The 14,335-nt window shown below is 72.0% G+C and carries 15 protein-coding genes and 1 pseudogene; 9 read left to right on the top strand and 7 right to left on the bottom strand.

Features of this window, described 5'->3' with window-relative positions; genetic code table 11:
* Nucleotides 1-140: 140 nt before the first annotated feature.
* From ACIA8L_RS12675 to ACIA8L_RS12700, 6 genes and pseudogenes are all read left to right on the top strand, one after another.
* Nucleotides 141-602: pseudogene (locus tag ACIA8L_RS12675) on the top strand (ATP-binding cassette domain-containing protein); the annotation flags it as partial.
* Between the two features lie 117 nt (nucleotides 603-719).
* On the top strand, nucleotides 720-839 hold the full coding sequence (locus tag ACIA8L_RS12680) for a hypothetical protein (RefSeq protein ID WP_395904202.1): 120 nt from the start codon (nucleotides 720-722) through the stop codon (nucleotides 837-839).
* Nucleotides 836-1,726, top strand: a complete 891-nt coding sequence (locus ACIA8L_RS12685; RefSeq protein WP_395903582.1) for a branched-chain amino acid ABC transporter permease — start codon at nucleotides 836-838, stop codon at nucleotides 1,724-1,726. The genes ACIA8L_RS12680 and ACIA8L_RS12685 overlap by 4 nt, the downstream gene beginning before the upstream one ends.
* Nucleotides 1,719-2,867 (top strand): branched-chain amino acid ABC transporter permease, encoded by a 1,149-nt coding sequence (locus ACIA8L_RS12690; RefSeq protein WP_395903584.1) that lies wholly within the window; start codon nucleotides 1,719-1,721, stop codon nucleotides 2,865-2,867. Before ACIA8L_RS12685 ends, ACIA8L_RS12690 begins: the two co-directional genes overlap by 8 nt.
* Nucleotides 2,758-3,993, top strand: coding sequence for an ABC transporter substrate-binding protein (locus ACIA8L_RS12695; protein ID WP_395903586.1), 1,236 nt, complete (start codon nucleotides 2,758-2,760; stop codon nucleotides 3,991-3,993). Before ACIA8L_RS12690 ends, ACIA8L_RS12695 begins: the two co-directional genes overlap by 110 nt.
* A 120-nt stretch (nucleotides 3,994-4,113) precedes the next feature.
* On the top strand, nucleotides 4,114-4,629 hold the full coding sequence (locus ACIA8L_RS12700) for a fascin domain-containing protein (RefSeq protein WP_395903588.1): 516 nt from the start codon (nucleotides 4,114-4,116) through the stop codon (nucleotides 4,627-4,629).
* Nucleotides 4,630-4,718: 89 nt separating this feature from the next.
* Here ACIA8L_RS12700 and ACIA8L_RS12705 read toward each other — a convergent pair whose 3' ends face one another.
* Complete coding sequence (locus tag ACIA8L_RS12705; protein ID WP_395903590.1) at nucleotides 4,719-5,282, bottom strand: GNAT family N-acetyltransferase; 564 nt, start codon at nucleotides 5,280-5,282, stop codon at nucleotides 4,719-4,721.
* Nucleotides 5,279-6,688 carry a hypothetical protein gene (locus ACIA8L_RS12710; protein ID WP_395903592.1) on the bottom strand — a complete coding sequence of 470 codons (1,410 nt, stop codon included), beginning with the start codon at nucleotides 6,686-6,688 and terminating at the stop codon, nucleotides 5,279-5,281. The genes ACIA8L_RS12705 and ACIA8L_RS12710 overlap by 4 nt, the downstream gene beginning before the upstream one ends.
* A 250-nt stretch (nucleotides 6,689-6,938) precedes the next feature.
* Between ACIA8L_RS12710 and ACIA8L_RS12715 the strand changes: the two genes are divergently transcribed.
* Nucleotides 6,939-7,541: a hypothetical protein gene (locus tag ACIA8L_RS12715; protein ID WP_395903594.1), complete on the top strand. Its 603-nt coding sequence runs from the start codon at nucleotides 6,939-6,941 to the stop codon at nucleotides 7,539-7,541.
* A 92-nt stretch (nucleotides 7,542-7,633) separates the two neighbouring features.
* Here the strand turns inward: ACIA8L_RS12715 and ACIA8L_RS12720 are convergent, their stop codons facing one another.
* From ACIA8L_RS12720 to ACIA8L_RS12730, 3 genes are read right to left on the bottom strand one after another with little or no spacing between them, the layout of a single operon-like run.
* Entirely contained in the window at nucleotides 7,634-8,200 is a 567-nt protein-coding gene (locus ACIA8L_RS12720) for a hemerythrin domain-containing protein (RefSeq protein WP_395903596.1), read from the bottom strand.
* 36 nt (nucleotides 8,201-8,236) lie between these two features.
* Entirely contained in the window at nucleotides 8,237-9,292 is a 1,056-nt protein-coding gene (locus tag ACIA8L_RS12725) for a hypothetical protein (protein ID WP_395903598.1), read from the bottom strand.
* The gene (locus ACIA8L_RS12730; protein WP_395904204.1) at nucleotides 9,292-9,615 is read right to left on the bottom strand and encodes a PadR family transcriptional regulator; all 324 of its coding nucleotides are present in this window, start codon (nucleotides 9,613-9,615) and stop codon (nucleotides 9,292-9,294) included. Before ACIA8L_RS12730 ends, ACIA8L_RS12725 begins: the two co-directional genes overlap by 1 nt.
* Nucleotides 9,616-9,697: 82 nt before the next feature.
* On the opposite strand from ACIA8L_RS12730, the gene ACIA8L_RS12735 reads away from it, so the two are divergent.
* A complete protein-coding gene (locus ACIA8L_RS12735) occupies nucleotides 9,698-10,108 on the top strand; it encodes a DUF3253 domain-containing protein (RefSeq protein ID WP_395903601.1) in 411 nt (136 codons plus the stop codon).
* A gap of 1,723 nt (nucleotides 10,109-11,831) precedes the next feature.
* Here ACIA8L_RS12735 and ACIA8L_RS12740 read toward each other — a convergent pair.
* Both ACIA8L_RS12740 and ACIA8L_RS12745 read right to left on the bottom strand, forming a co-directional pair.
* Nucleotides 11,832-12,443, bottom strand: coding sequence for a response regulator (locus ACIA8L_RS12740; protein ID WP_395903603.1), 612 nt, complete (start codon nucleotides 12,441-12,443; stop codon nucleotides 11,832-11,834).
* Complete coding sequence (locus ACIA8L_RS12745) at nucleotides 12,440-13,678, bottom strand: sensor histidine kinase (protein WP_395903605.1); 1,239 nt, start codon at nucleotides 13,676-13,678, stop codon at nucleotides 12,440-12,442. Before ACIA8L_RS12745 ends, ACIA8L_RS12740 begins: the two co-directional genes overlap by 4 nt.
* 118 nt (nucleotides 13,679-13,796) lie before the next feature.
* Between ACIA8L_RS12745 and ACIA8L_RS12750 the strand changes: the two genes are divergently transcribed.
* The gene (locus ACIA8L_RS12750) at nucleotides 13,797-14,324 is read left to right on the top strand and encodes a hypothetical protein (protein WP_395903607.1); all 528 of its coding nucleotides are present in this window, start codon (nucleotides 13,797-13,799) and stop codon (nucleotides 14,322-14,324) included.
* Nucleotides 14,325-14,335: the final 11 nt, after the last annotated feature.

Raw genomic sequence — 14,335 nt, forward strand, 5'->3', positions numbered from 1 at the left:
CGGCGGCGAGCACCGCCGAGGGCGACCCCGCCCGGTCGTCCGAGGGGACCGCGGCCCAGGGCGCGGCCGCACCGGCCGGACGCCTCGTTGTGGAGGATCTCGGCGTCAGCTTCGGCGCCGTCGCGGCGCTGTCCGAGGTCGCGCTGACCGTCGAGCCGGGCACCATCCACGCCGTCATCGGGCCCAACGGCGCCGGCAAGTCGACACTGCTCAACGTGGTGTCGGGGCTGTACCGCCCGCGCCGGGGCCGGATCCGCCTCGGTGACACGGAGCTCATCGGCCTGCGCCCGCACGCCATCGCCCGCCTCGGCATCGCCCGCTCCTTCCAGAACGTCGCGCTCTGCGGCGGCCAGACGGTCCGCGAGAGCCTGCTGCTGGGCTGCCACCTGCGGATGACCGCCGGACCGGTGCGCACCGGGCTGCGGCTGCCCGGCGCGCGGCGCGAGGAGCGGCGGGAGCGGGCCCGGGCCGAGGCCGTCGCCGAGCGCTGCGGCGTCGCCGGCCTGCTCGACCGGCCGGTGGTGCAGCTGCCCTACGGCGACCGCAAGCGCGTCGACCTGGCCCGGGCGATGTGCGCCGAGCCGCGCCTGCTGCTCGTCGACGAGCCGGTGGCCGGCCTCAACGCCACCGAGTCCGAGGCCGTCGCCGACCTGATCCGCCGGCTGCGCGACGAGGACGGCGTCACGGTGGTGCTCGTCGAGCACGACATGCCGATGGTGATGCGCCTGGCCGACCGGATCACCGTGCTCGACTTCGGCCGGCGTATCGCCGACGGCCCGCCCGCCTCGATCCGGGACGACCCGGACGTCCTGCGCGCGTACCTGGGGACGGCGTCATGACCAGGCTCCTGTCGATCGTGCTCACCGGGCTGTCCACCGGCTCGATCTACGCGCTCGTCGCGCTGGGGTTCGTGCTGCTGTACAAGGCCGCCGGCGTGGTGAACTTCGCGCACGGCTCGCTGCTGCTGCTCGGTGCCTACGTCACCGCGCGGACCTGGGAGACGGTCGGCTTTCCGCTCGCCGTCGCCCTCGGCGTGCTGAGCGGGGCCGGGGCCGCGCTGGTCATGCAACGCCTGCTCGCCGAGCCGATGCGCGACGCCGCCCCGGTCGCCCTCGCCATCATGACGATCGGCGTGGACATCGTGCTCGGCACCGAGCTCAGCCGCCGGATGGGGCCCGACATCACCGTGCTCGGCCACCCTTGGGGCGGCGCGGCGGTGCGGCTCGGCGACGTCGCGGTGCCGGCCAACCGGGCCATCGCGCTCGGGGTCGCGGCGCTCATCATCGCCGCCTTCCTGCTGGCGTTCCGGTTCACCGGCTGGGGCGTGGCGATGCGGGCGGCCGCCGAGGACCCGGAGGCCGCGGCACTGGTCGGGGTGCGGGTGCGGCGGGTCGTCACGACGAGCTGGATGCTCGCCGGCGGCCTCGCCGTCGTCGCCGGGATCTTCCTCGCCGGCTCCCCCACGCCCGGCCTGTCCCCGGCGGTCGGCCTTGTCGCGCTCCGGGCCCTGCCCGCGGCCATCCTCGGCGGGCTCGACTCGACGACCGGGGCGCTCGCCGGCGGCCTGATCGTCGGCGTCGCGGAGAGCCTCGCCGCCGGCTATCAGGACGAACTCGCCGTGTTCGGGCGCGGCTCCGGTGAGGTGGTGCCGTACATCGTGATGATCGCGGTTCTGCTGGTCCGGCCGGCGGGCCTGTTCGGCACCCGGGCGGCCGGCCGTGTCTGAGCGCATCCGGGCCGCCGCCGGGTGGGTGGTCATCGGGCTGGCGGTCCTCGTCCCGCCGTACTACCTCGACGAATTCTGGCTCCGGCTCGGCTTCTCGGTCGCCGCCGCCGGCATCGGCGCGATCGGGCTGACCCTGCTCACCGGTACCGCCGGTCAGCTCTCCCTCGCGCACGCCTTCTTCCTCGGCGTCGGCGCCGTCACATACTGCGCGCTGGCCGCCCCGCCCGGTGGCGATCGCGTCGGCCTCGGCCTCCCGGCGCCCGTCGCCGCGGTCGCCGGTGCCCTGGTGGCCGGCCTGGCCGGGCTCGCGTTCTCACCGATCGCCGCCCGGCTGCGCCACATCTACCTCGGCATCGCCAGCATCGCCCTGGTCCTCATCGGCCAGCACGTGCTCAATGTCGCCACCCCGCTCACCGGCGGCTTCAACGGCCGGCGCACCCCCGGGCTGGTCGGCGACACGGTCACGGTCATCGCCCGGGTCCCGTTCGGCGAGTACGAGAAGCTGTGGTACATCGGCGGGGCCGCGCTCGTGCTCGCCGCCGTGTTCGCCCGCAACCTGGTGGCCGGCCGGGTCGGCCGGGCGCTCGTCCTGCTGCGTGACAGCGAGCCGGCGGCCGCCGCCGTCGGCATCCCGGTCCAGTCGTACAAGGCCCTCGCGTTCGTGCTGTCCTCCATGTACGCCGGGCTCGCCGGAGTGCTCTATGCCGTCGCGATCGGCAGCGTCGCACCCCAGTCCTTCGCGCTCGACGTCTCCGTGCTCTACCTCGTGATGATCGTGATCGGCGGTCTCGGCTCGGTCGGCGGCGCGATCGCCGGCGCCGCCGTCGTCACCGCGCTGCCTGTGCTGCTGCAGGAGTACGCCGCCGACCTGCCCTTCCTCGCCGAACCCGGCAGTGGTGGCGTCACCGCCAGCCACGCCGCCCGGTATGCGTTCGGCATCGCCGTCATCGCGGTGGTGCTGGTCCGCGCCCGCGGCTTCAACGGCCTTCGTGCACGCCTTCGTCCGCACCAGCCACCCCCTGGGAGTACCCATGCAACGAGCTTTTGGTCTATTGGCCGTCGCCGTCACGGTGACCATCGGCGTCACCCTGAGCGGGTGCAGCGGGAAAGCGAACACGCCGAGCTCCGGCCCGACCGGTGAGATCAAGACCGACGTCGGGGTCAGCGGCAACCGGATCAGCCTCGGCGTGCTCACCGACCTCACCGGGCAGTTCGCACCGCTGGCCACCGAGCTGACCAACGCCGAGAAGCTGTACTGGGAGGAGCGCAACACCGCCGGCGGCGTCTGCGGCGACCGGTTCCAGGTCGACCTGGACGTGCGCGACCACGGGTACAACGTGCAGACCGCGGTCTCGCTGTACGCGAGCATGAAGACCAAGAGTCTCGTCTTCGAGCAGATCCTCGGCTCGCCGATGAACGCGGCGCTCTCCGCCGACATCCAGAAGGACGGCATCGTCACGCTCCCGGCCAGCTGGGCGCCGGTGCTGCTGAAGAACCCGCTGATGACCGTCGTCGGCACGACCACCGACCTCGAGGTGGTCAACCTGCTCGACTACCTGCTCGAGCAGAAGACGATCGCCCCCGGCGACGCGATCGGCCACATCTACTTCGAGGGCGAGCTGGGCGAGAGCGGCCTGATCGGCTCGAAGAAGGTCGCGGCCGCGCACAACCTCAAGCTCGTCGAGGCCAAGATCAAGCCGACCGACACCGACATGACCGCTCACGTCACCGCGATGAAGGCGCAGGGCGTCAAGGCGATCGTGCTGTCCACGAGCAGCGGGCCGCTCGCCTCCGCGGCCGCCGTGGCCGCCGCCGAGGGGATGCAGGTGCCGCTGCTGGGCAACACGCAGACGTTCGCCCCGGGGGCGCTGAAGACCCCGGGCGGGGCCTACCTCAAGAGCCACTTCCTCGGTGCGCAGCCGGTCTCCCCGTTCGACCAGGCCGCGTCCAAGGCGGTGCTGGACAAGTACCTCAAGAAGTACCCCGGGACGAATCCGACACTGCAGATCGCCTACGGCTGGGCGCGCGCCGACGTGATGCGCCAGCTGCTCGAGTCCGCCTGCGCGGCGAAGGACCTCACCCGGCCGGGCCTGGTCAAGGCCCGCCAGTCGCTGGCCAAGGTCGACACCGGCGGGCTGGCCGCGGTGCTGGACTACAGCACCGCGGGCACGCCACCGACCCGGGACTCGTACCTCATGAAGGCCGCCGACGCACCCGGCGGCCTGGTCCTGGCGCAGGGCCCGTACCACGGCGCCGACGCGGCCTGACCGGCGCCGCTGTCGGGTATCGGATCATGGGGGCCGTTCGGGCGGCGCTGCAACCGGCGGCTCCTACCTTCGACCCGTAGCCCGGGCGACGGCGTCCGGGCGCGGACGAGGGGGGATCACATGAACGGCATGCGCATCACGGTGGCGGGCGTCGCGGCGGCTTGCGCGGCGGCGCTCGTCCCGGCCGCGGCCCACGCGGACAACGCCCCGGTCACCTGCTACATCCAGACCCGGGACGGGCACTACCTGACGGCGGTCGGCGGCGGCGGCCGGACCACCGACGTGCTGCACACCGACGCGACGAAACCCCGGTCCTGGGAACGCTTCACGCTCGTCGACTCCGGCGACGGCGCCGCGAACATCCACTACGGGTTTCGGACGGTCCGGGGGCAGTACCTGACCGCGGTCGGCGGCGGCGGCCGGACCACCGACGTCATCCACTCCGACGCGACGCACCTGCGGTCCTGGGAGAAGCTGTCCGTGGACTCCCTCGGCCACGACATCTACGCGATCGAGACCATCGACGGGCACTACCTGACCGCGGTCGGCGGCGGCGGCCGGACCACCGACGTCATCCACTCCGACGCGACCCGGGTCGGAGCCTGGGAACGGTTCCGGTTCACCTGCGGCGTCTGACGCCACGATCGGCCGGGGCTCGCGGCGGCTGACCGCGAGCCCCGCCGAGCGCGTCCCCGGCTGACATGGTCAGCGATGGCTCGGTGTCCCTATGCCGGCCTGGTGAGCAGGTCGAGGACAAGGGCGTCATAGTTCGGGGCATCCGCATAGGGCCGGAGCTTGCCGATCTTCGTCCAGCCCCAGCTCGCGTACGCCGCTTGCGCCGCCGCGTTGTCCTCGCGCACCAGCAATGTGGCCCGTCGCTCGGGACGGTGGTGCATCAGCTCGTCGTGAACCGCACGCGCGATGCCTTGCCGCTGCCAGTCCGGGTGGACCATGATCTCGCACAGCGCGAAGGTCCGCCGGCCGTCTTCTCGAATGAGGCCAGCCTCGATCGGCGTGGTCAGGCCTTGCCACCATCTGGCGCCCTCCGGCAGCGCATAGCCGAGAGCCAGAGCCACGGGCTCAGCCCCAGAGACCGCTGTGACCAGCTCGAACGCCGGCGACCGCAGGTATCCACGGACACGTTCCAGGAACCGCTCCAACCCGTAGAACGGGTCTTCGCCGACGTCGGTGTGCGAAGCGAGGAAGATCGGCCCGACGACCGTCTCCAGCATCGGTCCAGCGGTCGCGGCATCGTAGTGAGCGAACCGAATCTCGTCGGACCGCGTCATCGCGCGGCCGCATCCGTGTCGAGCAGCTCTCGCGCCTCTGACACCGCCGGCAGCTGGAGCGCTCCCTCAGGTGCGACATCGATCACCGCCGCCGCCGATCGGCGCACCAGTGCATCGTTGCGGACCGCGGCCGGCAGACCGATGAGCGTGCGGACCACCTGCCTTCCGGCTTCGGACGGGTCGCCCGAGGTCATCAGGCACAGCGCCTGGTGCATGCCGATCTGCGCCCGCCCCTGATACGAGGTCGATGGGTAGAGGGCCAAGGCGGCGCTCTGCGCCTGCACTGCGCGCGGAACATCCCCGGCGTGGGACAGCACGAAGCTCTGGACATGCCGAAGCCGCTGCTCGCTCCATCCCCACTGCGATGCCCGGTCCTGCACCGCCGAATCGGCGATCGCGTCGAACACGTCAGCCAGCCGGTGCAGTGCGACCATTGCCTCGTCACGACGGCCGATCCGGGCCAGCATCTGCGCTCGGGCCGCGTAGCCGCCGGCAGCGCCCGCCGATGCGCCCTGCGTGAGGTCGATCGCGCCGTCAGCGAATGCCAGGACGGTCGCGGGAGGCGTCGAGTCGTACAAGGCGAATACCGCCCGCCGACCACGAATCAGCGCTTGTAGCTGCACATCACCGGTCGAGGACGACGCGCGCACCGCAGTTCGCCAGAAACGCCGAGCCGCGTCGGGTTGACCGACGTTGAGCAGCGCGATGGCCGAGAGTGCGGTCAGCTGAGCGCTGACGCCGGTCAGCCGGTCGCGGACGTCACCGGATGCCGTACGCAGCCTGAGCCGGAGCTCGTCGAGGTCGAGCAACAGGCGGGGCGCAACTGCCTGCGGTGGCTGAGCCCCGACCTCATAGCTGTATTGCCGGGCGGTCCGCTCCCATTCGTCGGCGTCTGCGGATGTCGCCGGGCCATGCAGGTCTTCGTCGACGCCGCGCCTCAGTGACTCGGCCGACAGGCCATCTGCCGGAGAGGCCAGGAGCGACTGCCCGAGCGAGCCGAGGAGGCCGTGCAGCACGGTGCGGCGCCTCATACGATCCTCCTCGTCGACACCGGAGACTTCACCTTCGTCAAATCGCTGCTCGCCGATACCCGCATCGGCCTGCTCGCTACTACTGGCCGGTGCCCAGGTGTCGGGCAACGCGAACCAGAGCAGCGTCGGCGGTACCCGCAGCGTGACGGCCCATTGCACAAGCCGGTCCAGGTGCTGGATCGGGGCGCCGTTCTCGATCTTGCTCAGCTGCGCCTGGGTCAACCGCATCCATCTGGCGACCGCTTCCTGCGGATAGGCAGTGCGCCCGTGGAACGAGTGACATCGCCAAGCCCTGATCAGACGCCCCATGTGCCGGGCCTGTGCGGCCGCCCGAATCGCCGCGTCGGCCCAGAAGTCGGCCGGAACCTCGGGCACCTCAAGTCCTGTGAACGATCCCAACCCGCCCTCCCCTGAACCGTTCCGGCGTGGCGATCCTCTGGCTGCAAGTACAACACAGCGTGAACGGACACGGCGCCCACAGGCCGCGCTCGGCCGGATCCACGCATCGGTGCTTGCCACTCTTTACATGACGATCATGCAAGAAGCGTCATGGTGGCTGCTTCGGAACACCAACATGCTGATGTACGAGCCACCGTAGCCGTCAACCGACCGGCGGGAGACAGCCATGGCGACAACCGGCTTCGACATGGAGAAACACTCGATGACAAGCATGACCGCGAGGATCGACTGCCTTCCTGACGCGCCGCAGGGTGACGCTGACCTCGATCTGGGCCGCACCGGTGCGTACCTCGCACAGGACGACGGCGACCCGGTCCTGGTCCTGGTTGACGGTGACACCACGGTACGCCTCGAACCGGGCGCCGCTGACGATGTTGCGGTCGTTGCCGCGGCGGAGCAGGTGGCGGACACCGCACTGCGGTTCGCCGAGCTCATCCGTGGTGAGCGCGAGGCCGCCACGCCACTTCGCCTGGTGGATGCCGTCAAGCCTGTGTGCATGGTGCCGTTTGACGAGCGGGCCGGTTGCGGTGTCAACATCGCGCTGGTCACTGGACGGACGAGCAGCCTCGTCGGGTTGTCCTTCATTACGCACCGACGCGTATGCGCAACCCACGACCTGACGCTTGCGCAGATCACCCAGCTACGAGACGAGCTCGATGTTCTCTTGTCCATAGCCCGGACGGCAGCAGCCGCCGCCGGCCCCACCGAGGTATTGACCGAACCCAACGGCGGCCAACCCGGTTTCGTCCGGTGCACTGACACTGCCTGACAGTGGCCGGCACGGCGCGGCGTGTCGGCCGTCATCCCCGCGGCCGGGGCCCGGCCGGTCCTGGGGAGCGGCCGGGCGGCGGGGCGGCGAGGTCAGCCGGTCGTGCGGCCGCTGAGCTTGTCGCGGAGGCGGTCGACCAGGCCGACGCCGGGCCCGACGAGCTTGTGGAACAGCTCGCTGTTGGGCGCGTTCGGGTGCGGGCGGGTCGGGGCGAGCTTCTTGGCGTTCTGGACCTTCTCGCCGAGCTCGACCAGCTCCTCGCGGGGCAGGCGGGCGCGCAGCTGCGGGAACTGGTCGGCCTCCTCGTCGCGGATGTGGTCGGCGAGCAGCGCGTCGAGGCGGTTGAGGGCGTCGTCGAACTCGGGGCTGTCGGCGTCGACGGCCTCGAACTCCTTCATCGTCGCCTCGAGCTCCTTGTGCTCGGCGATGTCGTGCTCGACGGCCTGCTCGCCGTCCGGCAGGTGCTTGCGCATGGCCGGGTAGACGTACATCTCCTCGGCGACGGCGTGGCGGACCAGCTCGCTGACCGCGGTGTCGATCAGGTCGCGCCGCTGGGCCGGGTCCGTCGTGACGCGGACCTGGGCCAGCAGATCGGTCGCTTCGGTGTGGTCGGTGGCGAGGATGTCGACGACATCGGCCTGCACATCGGCGTCGGGCATGGCGATCGCGTTCCTTCGTTCGGTGACACGGACGCCTCAGCCAGTACCCGGATCCGGCGAACCTACGCAGGACGGTGCGCTCGCCGGCCGCGGCGCCGCGAACCCGACGGCCAGGGCGAGGAGCACCGCACCGGGCAGGACGCACATGAAGTATTTCGGCTGCCCGAACCACTCCCAGGTCTGCGGCCAGTCGGGGTCGCCGTCCCGGACCACGGCGAAGGTCACGAGCGGGAGCGCGAACGCGGTCGGCAGGAGCCAGAACAGCAGCCCGATGAAGTACAGCACGCCGGCCAGGCCGCTGAACGGGTGGTCGAACTCGGTGCGCCGGCTGCCCCACCCGAAGGCCAGGTAGGCCAGCAGCCCGCTCACCAGCCCGCCGACGATCCCGGCCGGCCACGCCAGGGCGGGCGTGGACCGGACGATGCCGAGCGAGACCGACGGCATCCCGCTGGCGGTGTAGCCGTAGATGGCGACGCTGAGGTCGAGCCCGTTGCGGCGGGCCAGGATCGTGGTGGGCTCGCCGGTGCCGCCCCGGATCGCGCGGATGGTCCAGCCGTGGGCGCGGAGCCCGACGGTGACCCGCTCGGCGGTGTCGGCCTGGGCGAGGTGCAGGTTGCCCGGGATCGTGGCTCCCACTGCGGTGCGCCCGTATTCGCCGCCCTCGAACGACGTCGGCCACTGCGCATAGCCGTCCCAGGTCATCGGCGCGCCGAAGACCCCGAACTTGGCCGATGTCGCCCGGGTCGGAACGTCCCAGGCCTCGCCGGGCAGGATCTCGTCGAGGACGGCCCGGGTCTGCGCCTGGTCCGGCAGCGGCCGCGCCGTCTCCCACGCGGCCCGCACGGCCAGCCCGCTGCCGAACAGCCCGAAGACGAAGACGGTGGCGGCGGCCCAGAACACCACGCCCCGGCTGCCCGGCGACCCCAGCCGGGCGCGCAGGCCGTGCCGGGCGAGGTTGGCCGCCTCCCGGACCGTCGGCCGCCGGCGCCCCGGCGGTGCGGCGTCGAGCAGGGTGTCGAGGAGCTCAGCGCGACGATAGTCGGGCGGATAAAACCACAGGAGGATGGTGTACTGCCGGGAAAGCGCCGACATCACGCCGTCCTCGGGCGCGGGGCGAGGCCGAGGCGCCGCTCGGCGGCCGCGGCGAGCTCGCGCAGCCGGGCCGTCTCCGCCGTCAGCGCCTCCAGACCGCTGGACGTGAGCCGGTAATACCGCCGGACCCGCCCGTCGACGACCTCCTCCCGGTCCGGTTCGACCAGGAACTCGGCGGTGAGTCGGTCGAGCGCGGTGTAGAGCGTGCCCGTGAGCAGCCTGACCCGCCCGCCGGACAGCTCGGCCACCTCGTGGAGGATGCCGTAGCCGTGCCGGGGCGAGTCGGCCAGCGCGGTCAGGATGAGAAACGTCGGTTCCCGCATCGGCGCCATCAACGCACCATATGTAATTGATCAATCTATGGCAACTCCGGCCCGCGGCTGTCCAACGCGGGACAATGGTGCAGTGCAGCCGCAGACCGACCCTGACGTGCCCGAACCGCTACGCCGAGAACTGCGCGGCGAACTGGCCGCGGCCCGCGCATTACCCGACGCCGACCGGATCCACGACGCCGAGGTGGCCCTCGGCACCGGCGGCACCCCCTGGCCGGACGCGACCCCCGCCGCCCGGCAAGCCCGTCTGGCGGCGGCGATGCGCGCGCTCCTGCACCACCGCCGCCCCCAATCCACGATCTGCCCGAGCGACGCCGCCCGGGTCGCCGCCGGCCCGTCGTGGCGCGACGCGATGGACACAGCCCGCGCCGTCGCCGCCGACCTGTCCCGCCGGGGCATCATCACCGTCCGCCAGCACGGCGCCGATGTCGACATCACCACCGCCACCGGCCCGATCCGCCTCGCCCGCGGCCCGGCGTGGTGAGCCGCACCACCTTGAGCAGAACCAGCGCTGCGCGATGTCGCCGTCGCCGGGCCACAGCCCCTTGCTGTCGGCGGTGGTGGTCGTCAGCTGTTAGGCCCGCAGGCGACCCTGTTAAGTGACGAGCTGCCCGGTCGGGCCGTTGTTGGGCCTGTCACGGGCGCCGTTGGGTGGCGTCCAGCGTATGTTCGGTCGCCAGACGTTCCGGCTGGGCCGCTGTTGGGTAGGCAACGACGACTGTTGGCGGCTGTTTGGTCGGTGCCGTCGAGACAGCTGCGCCGACCGAACCCAACAGCCCCTGACAGGGTTCGACCAATGCCTGACGCTGCCCAACGGCGACCAACAATGTGCTGACCGTCAGCCGCGTCGGCCTGACGCTCCTAACAGCGGCTGTCTGCTCGGCGGTGTCCGGCTGACAACTGTCAACAGGTGGCGACGGCAGCCCAACCGAGCGACGGCTCCTGCGGCGCGTCGGCCCGAGCGGGGTAGCGGAAAGTGGCGGCCGCTGGATGCGAACCGGGACCGAGCGGGTGAGGTAGGCCAGACGAGTCGGTGTGGGGCGATGCGACTGATCTGGTCGGTGATGGCGACGTATTCACGGTCTACGGTGGTTGCGGCCTTGTGCCGGGTCGCGTCGTTGCCCGTGTCGAGGATGGCGTCGTCGCGGATGTCCGGTCTGCAGCAATGCCCGGTCCGGCGGTCAACGACAGGCTCACCTTGTGGTGACTCCCGATCCGAGAATCATGTCGCGTCATCAAAGAGCTCCAGAGACCGGCATGGTCTGGCCGGTGATGGTGACGCCGGACCCAACAGGACCTAACAGGGTCCGGCTGTTTGGTCGTCCCGGCCGAGTATTTGGTCTGCCGTTGGGCGGTCGCGGTGGCTGTTGGGTCGCAAGGCGTGCCGGTTGGGTCGCTCATGGACGAGCGACAGCGGCTGTTGTTCATGCCGGTGGGTGGTTGGGTAGTTGTTGGGTGCGAATCGACGGCTGTTGGAGCTGTTAGCGGCCCCGTTAGGTGCGTCCGGGCACTGGCGACGGCAGCGCGGTCGTCGTCCCGCAACCAGCACTCCGCCGCGACACCGACTGCCCGTAGGCAGCGACGCATGACGCGGCCGGGGTGGTCCAGGCTGGCGAGCACACCGGGACGCTGGTCGCGGCGACCACGACAGGCGATGGGCTGCGCACTGGCCACGCTGCCGACGGGTTCGGGCGGCGGCGGAACCGGCTACGCGGCCGGTACAGCTCGTCGTCGCCGCAGGGCGGCCCCCGGGCGGCCCTCGGGGCGGCCCCAGCCCCGGCCCCGGGAGGCCCCGCCGGGCCGCCCCAAGGCCGCCCCTCCCCCACCGAACCCCCTGCTGGGAACCGCCGGGCCTCAACCCAACGAAAGCCGACAGCTCTCTACTGGAGAGCAACCTCGCCGGGGAGAACCACCAGCTGCCGCCCGGGAAGGACGAAACGGGACCGTTCGACGCGGGGCCGCTGTTGGATGCCCGGGTGCACTCGTGGCCGCGGACCGCCGCCGGGTGTTGGGTTGGACGGCTACGGTAACGGCACCTTGTCGCCTCTGCACCACCCCGGGGCTGTAGTGCCCGCGCTCCCGAATGCCGCACCCACCCGCCGGCACCTCCGGCCGGTCGGTCCGGCACTCCTCGCCGGCGCCACACCCGCTCGCACCGCCCGGCGTGCTCTGTACGCCCCACACTTTGGTCGTCCACACCGCCCGGGTCAGCCCGAGGCGGGGGGCGGCGGGTATTCGTCCACGAGGGTGCGGACGTCGTCGACCGGTTCGTCGGCGGCGGCCCATTTGGCGCGGATGCGGTCCAGGTAGGAGCGGACCGTCGGGATGGCTATGCCGAGGCGGCGGGCGGTGGCGGCCAGGGTGCTGCCGGTGCCGTAGAGGTAGAGGACCTGCAGTTCCTGGACCGACAGGTCGGGTGGGTCGTCGTTGATCAGGGTCATGAGTTCGGTGGTCAGGGCGCGGCCGCCGGCGTGGACGGTGCGGATGGCTTCGGCGAGTTTCGCGGCGTCGTCGTCCTTGACCAGGTAGCCGCCGGCGCCGGCGCGCATGGTGGCGCGGACGTGGCGGCGGTCGCCGTGGACGGAGATGACCAGGACGCGGGCGCCCGCGGCGCGCAGGGTGGCGACGTTGGCGGCCGGTGCGCTGCCGTCGCCCAGCTGTAGGTCGAGCAGGACCACGTCGGCGGTGTGGGTGCCGGTCAGGTACTCCCGCACGCCGGTCCCGGTGGCGGTGACGGCGATGTCCGGCGTCTCGGCCAGCAGCGCCCGCAGGCCGGCCGGGACGAGACGGTCGTTGTCGATGACCGCGACCCGGATCATGCCGGCCACCGCAGGTCGACGCGGGTGCCCTGGCCGGGGTGGCTGTCGACGGTGGCGGCCCCGCCGACCTCGTGCATCCGGGTCACGATCGAGTGCGGGATGCCGTAGCCGTCCACGGCGCCATCCGGGTCGAAGCCCTTGCCCTGGTCGACGACGGCGACGGCGACGGCCGGCTGTCCGGTGTCGCCGCTGCCGGTCGCGGTCAGGTGCGCCCGGCCCGTGCCGGCGTGCACGGCGGCGTTGGTCAGGGCCTCCGCACCGGCCGCCTGCAGGGCCGCCACCACGTCGCCGGGCAGGTCCTCGGGCAGGTTGGCGAAGTGGTAGGTGACCCGCAGGCCGAGGGCGGCGCTGGCGTTGCCGGCCTCGATCAGGGCGAGGGACAGGTCGGTGAGCGTGCCGCCGGTGCCGTCCGGGGCCGCTCCGCGCAGGATGTTGGCGCTCACCGAGCACTGCCTGCGGATCGCGGGGTCCGGGTGTCCGGCCGGGCCGGGGCCGGCGATGGCGGTGAGGATCCGCAGGGGACCGTCGTGCAGCGCACGGTACCGCCGGACCTGCTCGTGAAAATGTCGTAACCGCAACTCCCCCTGGGCCCGGCGCGCGGCGACGCGTTCCCGGGCCGAGACGACCTCGCGGGTGGCCGAATCGACCACGTCGGCCAGCGAGCGCAGCCGGCTGATGAGCACGTAGCAGCAGGCGGCGGTGCCGACCTGCCAGCCGACGACGCTGACGTCGGACAGCACGTCGGCCGCGCTGTGGGCCGTGGGCGCGTAGGCCGCGACGTAGCTCACCGCCAGGACCGCGCAGCACACCGCCGTCCGCCGGCCGCTGCCGCTGATCAGGGACACCGCGGCGGCCACGGCGACGGTGATCGGTTCGAGGCCGGCGTTGGCGACCTGGTCCTCGAACGCGGCGGTGCGGGCCGACATCGGCAGGGCGACGAGGCCGGCCGCGGTGACGAGCACGTCGCCGCTGAGCACCCAGCCGGGCACCGGGTCGCGGCGCAGCACCACGACGAGGAACACCGCGGTCCAGCCGGCCACCACGGCGTAGACCGCCGTGGCCAGCGCGACGTTCGTGTAGCCGTGCGAATGCGCGAGCGCGACCACGCTGAGCACCACCATCGCCGAGGTGGCCAACCGGGACACGACGGCCACGGCGGCCGCCACGACCCCGATCCGGTGGTGGAGGTCGACCACGCGCGGCAGCGCCGGCTCCCGGTCGGCCTCAGTCGTCACTCGTCGCAGCATGGCAGCTGCCGTGCCGGGAGTCCATGCCGCACCGGTGCGGCATGGACACGGCCACCGGACAGCGGCGAACCTCGATGGGTACCCGCGTTCTGCCGGAGGTGCGCAGATGTACCAGCAGCAGCCACCGATCGCACCGCCGCCGATGGCATTCGCCCCGCCGTACTACCCGCCGCCGCCGGCACCGCCGCGCCGCCGCGCCTTCGTGCTGCTGATCATCGCCGCGGTGGTACTGGCCGCGGCCGTGGCCGTCACCGCGGTGCTGGGCTGGTCCAGCGTCGCCGACCAGCGCCGCGGCGTCGCCGACCGGAAGGCGGAACTGGACCGGATCGCGCAGCAGGAGCAGGCGGCGACCAGCAAGCAGGAGTCCGACTTCCGCGCCGCCGACCTGGCGACGCTGCTGCAGCGGGTCAAGACCCTGGACATCGCGGCCGACAGCGCGCTGGGCCGCTGGCGCAGTGGCACCACCAAGTTCGGCGAGCTGAACACCGCGATGAACGACTGCGACGACGCGGTGATCGCCTACGACCGCGCCGCCGCCCCGTTCCCGGACCGGCTGTTCACCACGCTGCCGAAGCGGATCGATCTGGATAACCAGGAGACGGACTGCGGACGCTCGTTCACCGCGAGCATCTGAGCCGAGAGGGG

The organism is Dactylosporangium sp. NPDC051541 (assembly GCF_044454505.1).
In the GTDB taxonomy this organism is placed as follows: domain Bacteria; phylum Actinomycetota; class Actinomycetes; order Mycobacteriales; family Micromonosporaceae; genus Dactylosporangium.

Excerpts from the sequence above, each read along its gene's own strand:
- ACIA8L_RS12680 (WP_395904202.1), top strand. The coding sequence starts at position 720 with ATGCGCCTGGCCGACCGGATCACCGTGCTCGACTTCGGCCGGCGTATC.
- ACIA8L_RS12685 (WP_395903582.1), top strand. The coding sequence starts at position 836 with ATGACCAGGCTCCTGTCGATCGTGCTCACCGGGCTGTCCACCGGCTCG.
- ACIA8L_RS12695 (WP_395903586.1), top strand. The coding sequence starts at position 2,758 with ATGCAACGAGCTTTTGGTCTATTGGCCGTCGCCGTCACGGTGACCATC.
- ACIA8L_RS12700 (WP_395903588.1), top strand. The coding sequence starts at position 4,114 with ATGAACGGCATGCGCATCACGGTGGCGGGCGTCGCGGCGGCTTGCGCG.
- ACIA8L_RS12705 (WP_395903590.1), bottom strand. The coding sequence starts at position 5,282 with ATGACGCGGTCCGACGAGATTCGGTTCGCTCACTACGATGCCGCGACC.
- ACIA8L_RS12715 (WP_395903594.1), top strand. The coding sequence starts at position 6,939 with ATGGCGACAACCGGCTTCGACATGGAGAAACACTCGATGACAAGCATG.
- ACIA8L_RS12720 (WP_395903596.1), bottom strand. The coding sequence starts at position 8,200 with ATGCCCGACGCCGATGTGCAGGCCGATGTCGTCGACATCCTCGCCACC.
- ACIA8L_RS12725 (WP_395903598.1), bottom strand. The coding sequence starts at position 9,292 with ATGTCGGCGCTTTCCCGGCAGTACACCATCCTCCTGTGGTTTTATCCG.
- ACIA8L_RS12730 (WP_395904204.1), bottom strand. The coding sequence starts at position 9,615 with ATGCGGGAACCGACGTTTCTCATCCTGACCGCGCTGGCCGACTCGCCC.
- ACIA8L_RS12740 (WP_395903603.1), bottom strand. The coding sequence starts at position 12,443 with ATGATCCGGGTCGCGGTCATCGACAACGACCGTCTCGTCCCGGCCGGC.
- ACIA8L_RS12750 (WP_395903607.1), top strand. The coding sequence starts at position 13,797 with ATGTACCAGCAGCAGCCACCGATCGCACCGCCGCCGATGGCATTCGCC.